The following is a 15,926-nucleotide window of genomic DNA, read 5'->3' on the forward strand; positions in this document are numbered from 1 at the left end:
GCGCCCGGCATCGTGACGGCCGCGTCCGCGCCCACCTCGACCTGGACCCGCAGGCGCCGCGCCTGCGCCGCCAGTGCCGCCTCGCCGCGACCGGAGACCAGCCAGGGAACCATCGGCGTGGCGGGATCGGGCCCGGCGGAGTCGGCCGGGTCCGGCGTCGCGATCCCCTCCGGTCCAGCGGCGGTGTCGGCCATGGCGGCGGGAGCCTGTTCGAGGATGGCGTGAGCGTTGGTCCCGCTGATCCCGAAGGAGGAGACGCCGGCGCGGCGCGGGTGGTCCGTCGCCGGCCACCCGGTGCTCCCGGTCAGCAGCCGGACCGCACCCGAGGACCAGTCGACGTGCGGTGTCGGCGACGCGACGTGCAGGGTCTTCGGCAGCCGGCCGTGGTGCATCGCCAGGATCATCTTGATGACCCCCACCACGCCCGAAGCCGCCTGCGCATGGCCGACGTTGGACTTCACCGAGCCCAGCCACAGGGGACGGTCGGCCGGCCGGTCCCGGCCATAGGCGGCGAGCAGTGCGGTGGCCTCGATCGGGTCGCCCAGCGGCGTGCCGGTGCCATGGGCCTCGACGACGTCGACGTCACCCGGGGCCAGACCCGCCGCGGCCAGTGCCCGCTGGATGACCCGCTGCTGGGACCGTCCGTTGGGTGCGGTCAGACCGTTGCTCGCCCCGTCCGAGTTGACCGCGCTGCCGCGGATCAGCGCGAGGATCGGGTGCCCGGCCCGACGGGCCGTCGACAGCCGCGCCAGGACCAGGACACCCACGCCTTCGGCCAGCCCGAACCCGGCGGCGTCGGCGGAGAAGGCTCGGCACCGCCCGTCGGCGGACAGTGCGTTCTTCCGGCTGAACTCGATGAACGAACCCGGATGCGCCATCACGGTGACGCCCCCCGCCAGCGCCAGCGAGCACTCCCGGCGGTGCAGCGCCTGCGCGGCGAGATGGAGGGCCACCAGCGAGGACGAACAGGCCGTGTCCACCGACACCGCCGGTCCTTCGAGGCCGAGCACGTAGGCCACCCGGCCGGAGGCGACGCTCGCGGTGGTGCCCGTCAGGACGAAGCCCTCGAGGTCGGCGGGGGCCGCGTCCAGCCTCGGGCCGTATCCCTGCTCGGTCACCCCGGCGAACACCCCGGTGTCGGTGCCGCGCAGGCTCGTCGGATCGATCCTGGCCCGCTCCAGCGCCTCCCAGGAGGTTTCGAGCAGCAGGCGCTGCTGCGGATCCATCGCCAGCGCCTCGCGTGGGCTGATGCCGAAGAAGGCGGCGTCGAACGCGGTCGCACCGGTCAGGAAACCGGCCTCGCGCTGCCGGTTGGGGCCGTGGTGGACCGGCTGGGCCGCGGTGAGCTGGTCGAGGTCCCAGCCACGGTCACCCGGTAGCCCCCCGACCACCTCGCCGCCGTCGTCGAGCAGCCGCCACAGTGCGTCCGGGTCGTCGATACCCCCGGGCAGTCGGCAGCTCATCGCGAGGATCGCGATCGGCTCGTCGGGCCCTGCGCCCGCACCATCGCCCGCGCCGTGCGCATCGCCGGCGTCGTTCGGGGTCGCCGGCGTCCCCGCCGTGGCGTGCTCCCACGATCCCCCCGCGCCGGTGCCGTCGAGCTCGGCCAGCAGATGACCGGCCAACGCCCGAGGCGTCGGGTGATCGAAGACGAGGGTCGGCGCCAGTCGTAGCCCGGTCAGTTCGCCGAGCCTGCTGCGCAGCTCCAGCGCCGGCACCGAGTCGAGACCGAGCTCGCGCAGCGCCGCCCCAGGTGGCACCGACTCGGCCGACGGACGCCCCAGCAGGGACGCCGTCTCGCCACGCACCACCGCGAGCAGGATCCGTCGGCGTTGCGCCGGTGACCGGCCGGCCAGCCGCCGCACCAGCTCGGTTCCCTCGGTGCCGGCCCACCCGTCACCAACCGCCGCCATGCCGGCCACCGCGCCACCGGGCACCGCGCCACCGGGCACCGCGCCACCGGGCACCGCGTCGGCGATCAGGGCCGGAGCACCGTGGCCGACCGGCCGGCCCACGTCCTCGAGGAGGCGACCGCCGCTGCCGGCGAAGGCCACCGTCCAGTCGACCGCCACGCCCCGGACCCAGGCCTCGGCCAGCGAGAGCAGAAACCGGCGAGGGCCGTCCTGATCACGGCGTAGGGAGGCGAGAACCGCCGTCGGACCGCCCGGAGCATCCAGGGCGTCGACGATGTCGCGCAGGCTCCCGGTGAGCACGGGATGCGGACTGATCTCCAGGAAGGCGGCGCCTGCGGCCGTGGCATGGGCGAGCTGGGCGGCCCGGGCCGCTCGGGCGAACTGGACCGGCTCCCGGAGGGCTCGATACCAGTAGTCACCGGTCAGACAGCTCCCGTCGAGGACGTCCCCGGCCAGGCCGGAGTAGAACGGCAACCGCCCCGATCGGGGTGCGACCGGTGCCAGGTCGTCCAGCAGACGGTCCCGGACCCGCTCGATCTGGCTCGAATGCGCGGCCAGGCCGACCGCGACCCGGCGCGCCCACACGCCCCGCGCCGTGTAATCCGCGACGACCCGCCGGACGGACTCCGCGGCACCGGAGATCACCACGGATGCCGGACCGTTGACCGCGGCGATGCCCACCTGGTCTCCCTCAGCGGCAAGATCGCGCTCGGCCTCGGCCACGGGTAGCGACACCAGGGCCATCTCGCCCTGACCGACAAGGGTCTGCTGCGCCTGGCTCAGCCGGGCCACGACGCGCGCACCGTCAGCGAGGGAGAGAGCGCCGGTCAGCCAGGCGGCCACCGGCTCACCGATGCTGTGACCGATGGCGGCCACCGGCTCGACCCCGAACTCACGCCACAGCCCGGCGAGCGCCACCATCACGGCGAACAACGCCGGTTGGACCACGTCCACGCGTTCCAACGTCGGCGCCCCCGCACCAGCGCTGGAACGCAGGATGTCAACGACCGAGTGGCCGGTGAACGGCGCCAGCGCCTCGGCCGCCGCCCGGACCGCGGCGCCGAAGGGGCTCCACATCGCCATGAGGTCCGTTGCCATTCCCGGCCACTGGGAGCCCTGTCCGGGAAAGACGAACACGGGGCGCATCGCCGCACCGGCCGGGCCGTGCACCACGCCCGGGACGGTCTCGCCACGGGCGAGGGCGTCCAGACTCCGCACGAAGTCGCCGCGGGTCACACCGACCACGACGCCGCGGTAGGGCGACGGAGTCACCCGCGATGCCAGCGAGAATCCAACGTCCAGGGGACGATCCCCGTTATCGGCACGGTATTGCGCGCACAGCTCGGCCGCCCGTGTTCGCAGATCCGCCGGGCCAGCAGCCCCCAGAACCCACGGGATGACCCGACGTGCATCATCCACGCGAGGATCCCACAATTCTATCGACCCCGTCATCAGCGTCCACTCAATGGAGTATCGGATCGGCCGGGCGACCACACCGTTCACCGGCAGCGCATCATCGCGACTCTTATCCTGATTGACCCTCGACCGCCACAACAACCCCTACGGCCCGTACCGGCCGCCGCGTCAATCGGCACTGTGAGACGAGAAACAGGGGGCCCTAGGGGTACAGCATCGAGACAGGACGCGAAAGGCTTGCCGGCCCTTCTCGGGAACCGCAGGCTCCTCCGGGTTTCTCCGCTCCCCGCGCGACCGGCGGCGCTCTCGTCGCCCACCAGGTTCTCCCCGACTCCTCCGCGGGGCTCGGCGCGAGGCGGCCGCCGGCCGGCGACCACCGGACGCGGCCAGCAGCCTCCCAGGCCGGGCAGCCTCACCAGCCGGGCGCCTTGCGGGTCCCCGCACATCTACGGACAGCTGGGGGATATCCTCCATTCACCTCACCGCGTGCACACAGTCTCCAGATGGAGACACACGGCCATCGACTCTCGCCTATCATGCGGAATCGCTACAGATAGCATTTCTATTCTTGCCCTGAGCGCTCCCTGTTGATCTGATGTCGAAAGTTCGCGAACCACGCACGACAGAGACCGACGCCCGTCCGTCGAGAGACACACCTGACCCATCGACCTCGTCGACGCCCATCGGCGCACCCCGCTCCCCCACCGGCGATCATCGCCTCCGCCCATGGGCAGCGAGCGGGCATCCCGCCGCGCCGTCGCCACGACCCCGCCCCCCTCACCGCCTCGTCGACCCAGCCGCCCACAGGGCCCGTCCACCACATCCGCAAGGAGACCGCCGACCATGATCTTCGTCGCGCGCGAGGCCGAAATAGCGGTTTTTGAAAGTTTGATCGCCGATTGTACGAGCGATCCTCCCAACGGTCAGATCGCTCTTGTCGCCGGCCCGGCCGGAATCGGAAAAAGTGCACTCCTACGCATCTACTCGGAGCGGGCCGTAGCGGCAGGAATTCGCCCGCTACGCGCTACCGGGTGCACCGAGAGAAATTCGCTTCCGTTCCGACTGACCCGGCAGCTCTTCAGTGAGTTCGCGGGCGATTTGCGCTATGACCACCTCGTGACCAGGGCAATCGACAACTATGTGACGCTCGCCCTGGACCATTCGGACGAGGAGGAGCTGGCGGCGGCCTACTCCCGAGTTCTGGGCGGTATCGAGGTGTTTCTGCGGGACCTCGGCACTCGGGGCCCGGTTCTCGTCCTGGTGGACGACGCAGGCAGGGCCGACTCTGCATCTCAACGCTGCCTCATCGATATCATGCAGCGAATCACTTTTCTCCGCGCCCTGATCGTGTTGACGGAGCCCACCGGCGAAGCGGCCTGGGGCAATCCGGCGGCGAGCAGGGTCTTCCTGCAGCCGCAGGTCACCCGCATCCGGCTGCCGCCGCTGTCCCCCGAGGACGTCGCCCTGATCATGGCGCGGCAAACCGGTGCCGGGGGGACGATCCAGGTGGCGCGGGCGGTCCACCGGGCCACCGGCGGAAATCCTCTCCTGGTACGGGCACTGATCGAGGATCATCAGGCGGCGCTCGGCCAGCGGGTCGCCACCTCCACGACGGAGCCGGTGGCCGGGCTCGCCTTCGAGCGGGCGGTGCTGTCCTGCCTCGAACGCGCCGGGCCAGCGGCCCTCGACGTCGCCCAGGCGGTGGCGGTGCTGGACGGTTGTGGCCAACCCGACCGGATCTCCCGACTGCTCGGCTGCCCTGCGGATGCCGTCGACCAAGGGCTTCGCGTGCTGGAACAGGCCGGGCTGCTCGAGAACCTGTCCCTGCGCCATCCGGCGGCCCGTCAGGCGGTCGCGGCTGACATCCCCGTCGACCGACGCCTGGAGCTGCATCGCCGCGCCGCGGTACTGCTGCACCACGACGGCGCCCGCGCCGTCGACATCGCCCGGCACCTGGTCGCCGCGCGGCACACCGAGGACATCTGGGTCCTCCCGGTGCTGCGGGTTGCGGCGGCCGAGGCTGAGGCGGATGATCAGTTGGCCCACGCGGTCGAGTTTCTCCAGCACGCCGCCCGGGCGTGCTCCGCCGAGTCGGAACGCAGCGCGGTCCTGCTGGACGCGGCGAAGGTCGACTGGCAGCTCAACCCGTCCACGACGTTTCACTATCTGCCGCCTCTGATCGCTGCGGCACGCAAGGGCCATCTGGTGGGCCGCCGGGCGGTTGATCTCGTGTCGGCGTTGGCCTGGCATGGCCGGTTGGCCGAGGCGTCAGCGGCACTCGTCCACGTCAGTGAAGCAAGCGCTCGCCGGGGCGGGCAGGCTGCCACCGACCCCGATGTCGGGCGGCTCCTGTTGTTCTGTACCTATCCGGGGCTCATGGACCAGGTCAACCAGGCCTCCATCGCATCGGCGGCGCAACGGCTGGACCCGGCCACGACCGATCCGGTGGAGCGCGCGGCGCTCGCTCTGGCGGCAGTGGTCACCGGGCGGGGGCATGCACTGGGTAGCACCGAGGCAGACCATCTGCTCCAGAACGCGCCGCTGACCGACACCGGCATCGAGGCCGTCATGTCGGCGGCACTCGTTCTGATCTACACCGACCACCTCGCCGCCGCCACCACCGGCACCGACATCCTCAGCACGCACCCCACGATCTCCCGTTCGAACACCTGGCGGGCCATGGTCTCCGGTCTACAGGCCGAGATCGCCCTGAGACGGGGCGACCTGCCCAACGCGGAAAGACACGCCCGCACGGCACTAACGGACGTGACGCCACATGGCTGGGGGGTCGGTCTCGGCGCACCGCTGGCGAGCATGCTGCTTGCCATGGTCTGTATGGGCCGCCTGACCGAGGCCGCGCGCTGGCTGACGACCCCGGTTCCGGAGGCAATGTTCCAGACCCGGTTCGGCCTGCACTATCTACACGCCAGAGGACACTTCTATCTCGCGACCGGTCGACTGCACGCGGCGCTCGCCGACTTCAGCACCTGCGGCGATCTGATGGTCCGCTGGGGGATGGACGTGTCCGGTCTGGTGGCCTGGCGGACCGGCGCCGCCGAGGCATACCTGCGGATGGGACAGCCAGACCGCAGTCGGCACCTGGCCGAGGAGCAACTCGCCCGGGAGGGATTCACCAACTCGAGAACCTCGGGAAACGCGTTTCGGCTGCTGGCAGCCGTCAGTGCACCCGACGAACGGCTGTCCCTGCTGCGGCAGTCGGTCGAGGTCCTGCGCCAGGTCGGGGCCAGGGTGGACCTCGCCCGCGCGATGGCCGACCTGAGCATGGCCTACCACGGCAGCGGCAACATTGCCCAGGCCCGCTCCGTCTCGCGAGGCGCCCGACTACTGGCGAACCAGAGCCGGGCCGAGGCGATTCTCGAACCCCCCAGGCAACGCGCCGGCCGCGGGCATGAGGAGTCGTGCGGGGCCGCGCGGCAGTACCCGCCAGCTGTGGTCGACGCACTGACCGACGCCGAACGGCGGGTCGCCGCCCTGGCCGCCCTGGGACACACCAACGGAGAAATCGCGGACCGCCTGTACGTCACGACCAGTACCGTCGAACAGCATCTGACCAGGGTGTATCGGAAGCTGAACGTGCGGTCCCGGGCAGATCTGCCCGCTGTACTCAGCCCGGCGTCGCCACGTCCACGCACCGCCTTACCTGCAAAATGAGATGAGTCAGGGACCCACCTCGACGGAGCGCGCCACGCAGCGCTCCGCAGGGGAGGCAGATCGTAGGCAGATCGTTCACGCGTCGGAGAAGGCCGGTGATGATCCACCAGATCCCCCGCGCTGATCGGGCGGTGGTCGGCGGTCATGACGCTGGAACCGGACGATGGCCAGCTGTCGGGAGCGCCCGCGGTATAGGCCCGCTGGTCGCCGGCCACACGGTGGAGGTGACCGTCGAAGGCATCGGTCTGCCGGGCAGTCCGGTGACCGAAGCCTGACAGCCCTGGGACTGACCACCGCCGACGTCGCGCACGTCGGCGACAACCCGGTCGCCGACGCCCAGGGCGCACGCGCCGCAGGCAACCTGATGGCCCTGCTCATCGACCGCACCGGCCGCCACCCAATACCAGCCGGCGCAACCCGCATCACAGACCTACGCGAAGCGCCCGACCTTCTGCGAGGAATCCGAAGATACGACACGACAACGCCGGCGATCAGCACGGCGACCACACAAAACGAACGACCCTACCCCCTGGCCCGCAGGTGACGCAGAAAGCGCGTCGTTCACCGGACGACCTCCGCCCGACCTGCAAGAATGAGGTCACCGGACAGGGTGGGGTAATGGTTCGAGTCCCCCTCGGACACTCTCGTTCGTACATGATCGCTTGAGGCTGGGCCTCGGCGATCACTCGGTGGGCTCCTGGCTGGTGGGTGAGCTGTAGGCCGGAGTCTGACGGCGGCCGTCCCGATGGCACAGGCGCTTGCTTACAGGTGCGCGCCGCCGGTGGCGTCGACAGTTTGCCCGGTGATCCAGCGGGCCTCGTCGGAGGCCACAAAGGCCACCACGTCGGCGATATCGGCGGGCTGGCCAACCCGGTTGAAGGCGGAGAACGAACCCCAGACGGCGAGTTGCTCGGGGTCGTCCCGCAGCCAGGCGGCGTTGCTGTCGACGTCGACGATTCCCGGGGACACGGAGTTCACCGTGATGCCGCGGCCACCGAGTTGGGCCGCGAGGGTGTAACTGAGGGTGTTCAGCGCGCTTTTGCTCATCGCGTAGGTGACCATCGACGGTGCGGCGATGCGGGTAGCTCCGGAGGAGATGTTGATGACCCTCCCGCCGTCGCGCAGGCGGCCGAGCGCCCCCTGGATCACGAAGAACGGCGCTCGGACGTTGACCGCGAAGACGCGGTCGAACTCGTCGACGCCGGTACCGACCAGGTCGGACGACGACGAGATGCCGGCGTTGTTGACCAGGATGTCCACACCGGGCGGGGCGGCGAGCTCGGCGAGGGCCGCGTCGAAACCCGACCACAGGACATCGGCGGCGTCGAAGGCCGCCAGCTCGGCACGGACCGCGAAGGCGCGCCCGCCGCCGTCGACGATCCGCGTGACTGTCTCCTTCGCCGCCGGCTCGTCATGGCCGTAGTGCACGCCGACCAGCGCACCGTCCCGCGCCAGCCGCAGGGCGATCGCCTGCCCGATCCCGCGGCTCGCGCCGGTGACCAGCGCCGTCCTGCCCGTCAGCCTGCCGTCAAGGTGTGCCATGGATACCTTCCCCAGGGATCGACTTCAAGATTCTTAGTGATCGTTAAAAATCTTCATGGAGACTCTAGCAGGCAGGGGTACGACTCCCAGGAGGCTCGAAGTATTTTAGGGTTCGCTATACAATTGCCCGGTGGTCACAGGCGACGTGGTGCCCCGCGCCGGCCGGCCACGCGGGTTCGACCGCGGGCGGGCCCTCGACGTGGCGATGTTCGAGTTCTGGCGCCGTGGCTTCGACGGGGTCTCCGTGGCCGAGCTGACGGCACGGATCGGCATCGCGGCACCGAGCCTCTACGGGGCGTTCGGCGACAAGCGCGCTCTGTTTCGCGCGGCGGTCGATGCCTACACGGACCGGTTCGGCGGGTTCTTCGAGGAGGCTCTGCGCGCGGAGCCGACCGTTCGCCGCGGAGTCCACCGAGCACTTCGGGTAGCCGCCATGGAATACACCCACCCCGACCGCCCCCGCGGCTGCCTGATACTCAGCGCCGCCGTCGCATGCGCGACCGACTCCACCGACATCCAGACCCTCCTGCGCGATCAACGCGACGCGAATCTGGCCGCCCTGCGCGCACGGATCGCGACGGATATCTCAGCCGGAGTTCTGCCCGCAGCCACCAGCCCCGACACACTCGCCCGCTACACCGGCGCGGTACTCCAGGGCATGTCCCAGCAGGCTCGCGACGGTGCCGACGCAGAGCAGCTGCTCGAGGTCGCCGAGACCGCGATGCACGCCTGGCCAGCCGAACAGGCCGCGCGGACCTAGCCGAAGACGGTCCGCGGCCTTTTACCGCGACGGCCGTCCCGCCCACGGCGAGACCGGCTTGCACCCGCTGGCCCTGGGCGGGCTTTCTCTCGCTGTCCACCACCGGCAACGCGCCGGAGGAGGTGGGCGTTTGAGTGGCCGCCTGCAACGGCGTCAGCATTCCCGGACCAACCGGGACAAGGCTCGAGCTCAACGGCCACGCGCGTGTCGGGCTCGCGGCCGGGGTGCGGTCGTCACAGACCGAGGCTGTGTTGGCAGCGAACGGTTCGTAGTTGCCTAGTTGCCAGACATCGCTCAAGGGAGGAATCATCTCGGCTTGGGATGAAGCTTATCTCCGCACGATCTATCGGGGAGCGCAGGGCGACTGGCCATCCATGACCCGCGCCGACCGGGAAGAGGTGGTCATTCCGTTGATTCAGGATGGCATTCCCGGTGATTTCGCGGCCGTCGTCATTGCTAAGATGACAGAGCGGTTCGGTCCGCCGGTTCCGATACCACCGGGCATCGGAAGGCCGCCTGAAAATCCGCCGTTCCCGGGAAAGAAAGAATAGTTTCCGGCCTGTCCGCAGCCCCCGAACGTCCGGATCGCCTCGACGAGTCGACGATCACTGCCGCTGTAGGGCTTCCTGGGCATACGTGCAGCAGGTCGTAACCATACCGTCCAGCGGGATCAAGCGCCGCCCGCCGGGTCGCCGGACGTCCATGACGCCGGTCGCATCAGGCCTTCTGGCAGGCGTGTCTGGCCGTCTCCCTGCGCCGATTCCAGTTGTTCCTGTGTCAACCCCAACACACTGCGAAGATCTGCGCCGCGGAGGTTCGTATTGTCGATGCTCGCGTGCCCGAAACCTACGTAGTCAAGTCTCGCACCACCGAGGTTCGCGTCAGCAAGCTTTGCGTTGCGGAGGTTCGTACTGCGGATTTTCGCGCCGGTGAGGCTCGCTCCACGAAGATCTGCGCCACGAAAGTCCGTATTGACAAGATTTGCGCCGTCGAGGTACACGCCCCGAAGGTCCGCGCCCCCGAGCTTTGCGCCGCCGAGATTCGCGTCCCGGAGGTCAACTCCGCGGAAATCAACCGAGTCAAGGTTAGCGCCAACAAAGCACATACCGCAGAGATTCGCGCTGCGGAGGTCCGCGCCGCCGAGGTTCGCTCCCGCGAATTTCGCACCGTGGAGCTTTACGCGTCGAAGGTCCGTGGCACGCAGGTCAGCACCGCCAAGATCCGCACCCTCAAGATCCGCGTTCTCAAGAACTGCGCCACGAAGAAATGCGCCGCGAAGATCTGCGCCACCGAAGTTCGCACCGCCAAGATCCGCGCCACCAAGGTGGACGTCGGTGAGGGTGCCCCCACCGGCCTGGAGACGACGGAGCTCGGCGGGACCGGTGAAGTCGGCACCGAGGAGGTCCGCACGAGGGACGTCGGGGAGAACAGGCAGGCGGGCCAGTACGGTGACGGCAGCGTGGACATCAAGGGCGGGGCGGACGGGGACAGCCGGTTCGGGGTCCGGGCGTAGAGCGGGGTCGGTGCTGTGGACACGGGCGAACGCGGAGAGCTCGTCGACTACCCTTCGCTGATCGGCTGCGCTGTCCCGGGCGACGCGTTCCAACGCGTAGATTCCGCCGAGACGAACATCCAGGCTGGAATCGCCGAGCTGGCTGATCGCAGTGGCACATAGCTCTCGGACGTGGGTGTTCTCGTTCGACCGGCGGGTTTCTGCATTGGCCTGCCGGGTCTCGTCCAGCGCGATCAGCGCGCCGGCCACCGCGGTGAGCGCCGCCGCAGCGGTCAGCAGCCCACCCTGCAGCGCCGCCCGGGCCTGGACCGTGCCGTCGGAGCTACCCGGGTACATCCGGTCGGGCAGATGCCAGATCCCTGCGACGGCCGCCACCGCGCCGGCCGCCGCGAATCCCGCGACGATCCACAGCCAGCGCCGCCCGGTTCGCCGGGCCGCTCCTCTGTTGTCGGCCATGACCAGGTTCTACGCCACACGACCAAGAATCCGTCCACCCAGACCCCCTATAAAGAGTTTCTGGTACGCTGCGGCACATGCCGAAACGCCGTCAGTCCGGGCCGCGGATCACGCTGCCCACCGCGGCGGTCCTGCGGCTCATGTTGGACAACCCGACCGCCGACTACTACGGCCTGGAGCTTGCCAACGCCTCGGGCTTCCCGTCCGGCACGATCTACCCGATCCTGGCCCGTCTCGAGACGGCCGGCTGGCTGGCCAGCTACTGGGAAGAAGGCGAACTCGCCGAGCTGGAGCGGCCGCGGCGGCGGATGTACAAACTGACCGGCCACGGGGCACTTGCCGCCCGCGAGGCGCTCGCCACTACCCAGCGCCTCCTCGGTGTCCAGCCCGCCAATCTACCCCGGGGGGAAGGGGCATGACGCTCCGCCCCTTTCGTGACGCTATCACCAGAGCCACCCGAGTTTCTATAGCCCTCGTCCTCGCCGTCGCCATCGACGAGGTCCTCGTTCTCAAGATCTTCGCGAGTGGATGGTCGGAGCCCATTTCGGAAGCTCGACAGAGCGAAAGGGTGTCCGAGTCGTTGCGGGGCTGGTTTCACCGGGCTAATCGCGCAGGCGAAAAACGGCGACTGTCGCAGGTGTGCATGAACGTGAACCGACTCGCCACCCACTTGCTGGACCGCGCCTCCTGCCAGCTCCCGGAGCCTTTTCAGGAACGGTTCGCTGAGGAGTGGGCTGACCACCGCACCCAGTACCGCGGCTGGCGGCTGCTGTGGTGGGCGCTGTGCGTGCGCGTCACCGCGACCCGCACCGCCCGCGAACTCCGCCACTCGCAACTCCCCCACGCCGACCGGTAACCCCGGTCGCCACGCGAGGGTCGTGCCCGCACATCCTTCGACCCCTATAAAGAGTTTCGGATAGAGGAGGTTCCCGGTGTCACCACCGTGGCTGGCTGGACTGCGTGAGATCGTCCAGCCGCTGGCCGGCGCGCTTCCCGCGCTGCTGCTCGTGCTGTTCGCCGGCCTGTTGGCCTTCGCCGGCCTGCCTTGGGGTCCCGGTGGCCGCACCTACACCCTCGCCTACGCGGACCGGCTCGTGAAGCTCGCGGCGATCCTGGTGGGCCGCCACCGGGAGGCGGCGGACGCGCACGTGGGCAGCGCGTCATCAACCCTGTTGATCTAGGGTGCGGAGGTTCAGGCATCACGGGGCGGCGAGCCTGCCGGGCACGGCGCGTGCGGCACACCCGACAGCCAGCACCTTCAGCTGCTCCCGCGCCTCCGACAGCCAGGCGCGCCGCAGCGGATCGAGCATGGAGAGGTGATCAAAATGGCGGGAAAGCATGGTCAGGATCTGTCCTGCGGCGTCTGCAACGGCACGGGCTCGGTGACGGTGTCGACGGACGGTGAGAGCCAGACGGTGACGTGCGGGGTGCGCAAAGGATCGGGGAATGCGTGAGTGATCGCGTGGTGCGGCGGGAGGACTTCATCCCGGAGGTGATCTGGACCCGGGGCAGCGACGGGTTCTTCCTGGTGCCCGTGCGGCGCCAGGACGATCCGGACCGGTGGACGGCGCTGTGCCGGTCCGATGAGGGCATCGCCACGCAGGTGGACGACGGAGAAGATCGCTATGGCGGGAAGGGGGTGATGCCGACAAGTTCCAGCAGCGCGCCGTGGGTGATGGCTCGGATGCTCGACCTGCTCGACCTGCGGGACGGCATGGCCGTGCTCGAGGTGGGCACCGGCACCGGCTACAACGCGGCGTTGCTGGCGGAACGGACCCCGGCGGGTGCCGTGACCTCGATCGAGATCGACCCGGCGATCGCCGAACAGGCTCGGACGGCGCTGGACCAGGTCGGGTTGCCGGTGACCGTGGTGGTCGGTGACGGTGAGGCCGGCGTCCCGGATCGGGCGCCGTTCGATCGGATCATCGTGACCGCGTCGGTGGCCAGGGTGCCCTACGCCTGGGTGGAACAGACTCGACCGGGCGGGCGGATCGTGCTGCCGTTTACCTCCGAGTTCGGCGGCGCGCTGCTGACGCTGACCGTCGCGGACGGGGCCGGATGTGGCCGGTTCGACCGGGAAGCCGGCTTCATGCCACTGCGCGGCCAGCGGCCCGACCCTCCCGCATGGCGCCACGGTGATCCCGACATTCGCACGACCGACCGGGAGCTGCGCGCGCCGTTCGACGATCCGGCGGCGGGCTTCGCGGTCAACACCCGGATGCCGGGCTGTGCGCTCGGGCGCCTGGTCGAAGGGGGCGCGGCTCCCACCCTGCTGCTGTCGCACGCGCCGTCGGGGTCCTGGGCATCGTTGCGCTCGGAACCCGACCGGCATGAGATCGCCCAGCATGGACCCCGGCGGCTGTGGGACGAACTCGAAGCGGCCTACGACTGGTGGGACGGGCTCGGGAGACCCGGCTGTGACCGGTTCGGACTGACCGTCACGCCTGAAGGTCAGACCTTCTGGTGTGACCAGCCGGACCAGACCATCCCAACCCCATGCCGAGCAGACGCTGACGGTGAGGCTTCCTGAACACGTGTGGCTGGGCCTGCTCGACGCCAGGCGTGACCAGCGGGTGCGCTCGCAGCGTCTTGGGGAGAAGCCTGATCAGTGCGGCGAGCACCGCCTGGTCAGCCCAGTCCCACCGCGGCCTGGGCTGGGTACGGCGCAGCACCGCGACCTCATGCCGCAACACGAGTCCGCACGATCGATGAAGCGGCCTGTCACGAAGCCGCTGCCCAGCACCGATGCCTGCGGAGACACTGATGTTCTGACGACGTCAACGGCGTGACGTCAGGCTGGGCTGCGCGTCCTGCGTGCGGAGGGGGCGGGTTTTCCTCGGCGGCTGCTGCCGGGCCGCGCGCCGGACTCGCGGCTCGGCCGTTCGGGGCGCAGGTTGAGGGGCTGGCCGGCGATGCGGGTGCGGGTCAACGCCCGCTGGGTGGCCTTGGTCAGCTCGGTGGGAAGTTCGACGAGGCTGTAGTCGTCCCGGATGTCGATCCGCCCGAAGTCCGCTCGGTCCAGGCCGCCCTCGTTGGCGAGCGCCCCGACGATCTGGCCCGGGGTGACCCGCTGGCGATGCCCGACCCCGATCCGGTAGGTGGCATAGACCCGCCGTGGTCTGCCCACGCCGCGGGGGTGGCTCTCCCGGGCAGGCGGAGCGGTGTCCGGCGGGAGGAGGAATTCGCCCGGTTCCTGGCAGGTCATCACGGCCAGCGCCGCGGCGATGTCGGCGAGCGGAACGTCGTGCTCGTGGGTGTAGCCAAGGATCAGGTCCCTGAACACGGCGTGGGCTGGCGCGTCGAGCGCGGCGGTGATCGCGTCGTGGAACTTCGCGACCCGCCGGGCGTTCACATCCGCCGCGCTGGGGAGTTCCATCTCGAGGAGCGGCTGGCGAGTGGCCTTCTCGATCGCGGCGAGCAGGCCCTTTTCCCTGGGGGTGACGAGCAGCAGCGCCTCACCGCTGCGCCCGGCGCGGCCGGTACGGCCGATGCGGTGGACGTACGACTCCGGGTCGGTGGGAATGTCGTAGTTGACGACGTGGGTGACCCGTTCGACGTCGAGGCCGCGGGCGGCGACGTCCGTGGCGACGAGCAGGTCGAGAGTGCCGTCGCGGAGCTGGGCGATGATCTTCTCGCGTTGCGGCTGGCTGAGGTCGCCGTTGATCGCCTCGGTGGCGAAGCCGCGGCTGCGTAGCCGCTCGGCGACGTCCTCGGTTGCCGACTTCGTCCGCACAAAAATGATCATTGCTTCGAACGGCTCGACTTCGAGGACCCGGGTGAGCGCGTCCATCTTGCGCGGCCCGGCAACGGTCAGGAACCGCTGCCGGGTGTTCGCGGCGGTGACGGTCCGCGCCCTGACGGTGATCTCGACCGGGTCGCGCAAGTACTGCCGGGCAATGCGCCGGATCGGCGCGGGCATCGTCGCGGAGAAGAGCGCGACCTGTTTGGCGTCGGGGGTGTCGGCGAGGATCCGGTCGACCTCTTCCTGGAAGCCCATCCGGAGCATCTCGTCGGCCTCGTCGAGGACCAGCATGCGCAGGCCGCCCAGATTGAGCGTCCCGCGTTCCAGGTGGTCGATGACCCTCCCTGGAGTGCCGACGACGACCTGCGCGCCGCGGCGGATCCCGGCCAGCTGGGGAGCATAGGCCTGCCCTCCATAGACAGGCAGCACATGCAGGCCGGCGAGGTGGTGGGCATACCGGCCGAACGCCTCGGCGACCTGCAGGACCAGTTCCCGGGTCGGGGCAAGCACAAGCGCCTGGGTAGCGGTGCTGCGCACATCGATCCTGGAAAGGATCGGGAGAGCGAACGCGGCGGTCTTGCCAGTCCCGGTCTGGGCGAGGCCGACGACGTCGCGGCCCTCGAGCAGGGCAGGGATCGTGCCCACCTGGATCGGCGACGGCACCTCGTAGCCGAGTTCGGTGAGGGCTTGCAGGACTGGGGTACCAAGCCCGAGATCATGGAAGGTCGGCTGCTCCTCGGGCTCGGTCACACCTGAGAATACGGTTCCCGCCCGGCAGCCTGGTAAGAGGCGGTCGCGCCGGCCTTCGGCGCACCCCCTGGCCGCTTCGAGCGTGTCTCATGTGGGGTGTGGGAGTTTCTTCCAGCAGGTGATCGCGGCGGCCAGGCAGAGGACACCGAGAAATTTCAGCCC

General features: G+C 69.8%; 11 protein-coding genes. 7 read left to right on the forward strand and 4 right to left on the reverse strand.

Annotated elements, in window-relative coordinates; genetic code table 11:
- The coding region (locus tag ND747_RS06555; RefSeq protein WP_251732567.1) for a type I polyketide synthase at positions 1 to 3,185 on the reverse strand (3,185 nt) is incomplete at its 3' end.
- A 987-nt stretch (positions 3,186 to 4,172) separates the two neighbouring features.
- On the opposite strand from ND747_RS06555, the gene ND747_RS06560 reads away from it, so the two are divergent.
- A complete protein-coding gene (locus ND747_RS06560) occupies positions 4,173 to 7,001 on the forward strand; it encodes a LuxR family transcriptional regulator (RefSeq protein WP_251732568.1) in 2,829 nt (942 codons plus the stop codon).
- A gap of 762 nt (positions 7,002 to 7,763) precedes the next feature.
- Here ND747_RS06560 and ND747_RS06565 read toward each other — a convergent pair.
- The gene (locus ND747_RS06565; protein WP_251732569.1) at positions 7,764 to 8,543 is read right to left on the reverse strand and encodes an SDR family oxidoreductase; all 780 of its coding nucleotides are present in this window, start codon (positions 8,541 to 8,543) and stop codon (positions 7,764 to 7,766) included.
- Between the two features lie 130 nt (positions 8,544 to 8,673).
- Here ND747_RS06565 and ND747_RS06570 point away from each other — a divergent pair, with 130 nt between their 5' ends.
- Both ND747_RS06570 and ND747_RS06575 read left to right on the forward strand, forming a co-directional pair.
- The gene (locus ND747_RS06570) at positions 8,674 to 9,303 is read left to right on the forward strand and encodes a TetR/AcrR family transcriptional regulator (protein ID WP_251732570.1); all 630 of its coding nucleotides are present in this window, start codon (positions 8,674 to 8,676) and stop codon (positions 9,301 to 9,303) included.
- A gap of 374 nt (positions 9,304 to 9,677) precedes the next feature.
- Positions 9,678 to 9,854: a hypothetical protein gene (locus ND747_RS06575; protein ID WP_251732571.1), complete on the forward strand. Its 177-nt coding sequence runs from the start codon at positions 9,678 to 9,680 to the stop codon at positions 9,852 to 9,854.
- Between the two features lie 119 nt (positions 9,855 to 9,973).
- On the opposite strand, the gene ND747_RS06580 is transcribed toward ND747_RS06575, so the two are convergent.
- Entirely contained in the window at positions 9,974 to 11,272 is a 1,299-nt protein-coding gene (locus ND747_RS06580) for a pentapeptide repeat-containing protein (protein ID WP_308204573.1), read from the reverse strand.
- 77 nt (positions 11,273 to 11,349) lie between these two features.
- On the opposite strand from ND747_RS06580, the gene ND747_RS06585 reads away from it, so the two are divergent.
- The 4 genes from ND747_RS06585 (at position 11,350) to ND747_RS06600 (ending at position 13,802) form a co-directional block, all read left to right on the forward strand.
- Entirely contained in the window at positions 11,350 to 11,691 is a 342-nt protein-coding gene (locus ND747_RS06585; RefSeq protein WP_251732572.1) for a PadR family transcriptional regulator, read from the forward strand.
- A 224-nt stretch (positions 11,692 to 11,915) separates the two neighbouring features.
- Entirely contained in the window at positions 11,916 to 12,128 is a 213-nt protein-coding gene (locus tag ND747_RS06590) for a hypothetical protein (protein WP_251732573.1), read from the forward strand.
- Positions 12,129 to 12,204: 76 nt separating this feature from the next.
- Positions 12,205 to 12,453, forward strand: a complete 249-nt coding sequence (locus ND747_RS06595; RefSeq protein WP_251732574.1) for a hypothetical protein — start codon at positions 12,205 to 12,207, stop codon at positions 12,451 to 12,453.
- Between the two features lie 269 nt (positions 12,454 to 12,722).
- Positions 12,723 to 13,802, forward strand: a complete 1,080-nt coding sequence (locus tag ND747_RS06600) for a methyltransferase domain-containing protein (protein ID WP_251732575.1) — start codon at positions 12,723 to 12,725, stop codon at positions 13,800 to 13,802.
- Between the two features lie 261 nt (positions 13,803 to 14,063).
- Here ND747_RS06600 and ND747_RS06605 read toward each other — a convergent pair whose 3' ends face one another.
- On the reverse strand, positions 14,064 to 15,764 hold the full coding sequence (locus tag ND747_RS06605) for a DEAD/DEAH box helicase (protein ID WP_251732576.1): 1,701 nt from the start codon (positions 15,762 to 15,764) through the stop codon (positions 14,064 to 14,066).
- Positions 15,765 to 15,926: the final 162 nt, after the last annotated feature.

The organism is Frankia sp. R82, from assembly GCF_023716925.1.
In the GTDB taxonomy this organism is placed as follows: Bacteria; Actinomycetota; Actinomycetes; order Frankiales; family Frankiaceae; genus Frankia.

Bases quoted from the DNA above. Each gene is read 5' to 3' on its own strand.
- ND747_RS06560 (WP_251732568.1), top strand. From the start codon at position 4,173: ATGATCTTCGTCGCGCGCGAGGCCGAAATAGCGGTTTTTGAAAGTTTG.
- ND747_RS06565 (WP_251732569.1), bottom strand. From the start codon at position 8,543: ATGGCACACCTTGACGGCAGGCTGACGGGCAGGACGGCGCTGGTCACC.
- ND747_RS06575 (WP_251732571.1), top strand. From the start codon at position 9,678: ATGACCCGCGCCGACCGGGAAGAGGTGGTCATTCCGTTGATTCAGGAT.
- ND747_RS06580 (WP_308204573.1), bottom strand. From the start codon at position 11,272: ATGGCCGACAACAGAGGAGCGGCCCGGCGAACCGGGCGGCGCTGGCTG.
- ND747_RS06585 (WP_251732572.1), top strand. From the start codon at position 11,350: ATGCCGAAACGCCGTCAGTCCGGGCCGCGGATCACGCTGCCCACCGCG.
- ND747_RS06590 (WP_251732573.1), top strand. From the start codon at position 11,916: ATGAACGTGAACCGACTCGCCACCCACTTGCTGGACCGCGCCTCCTGC.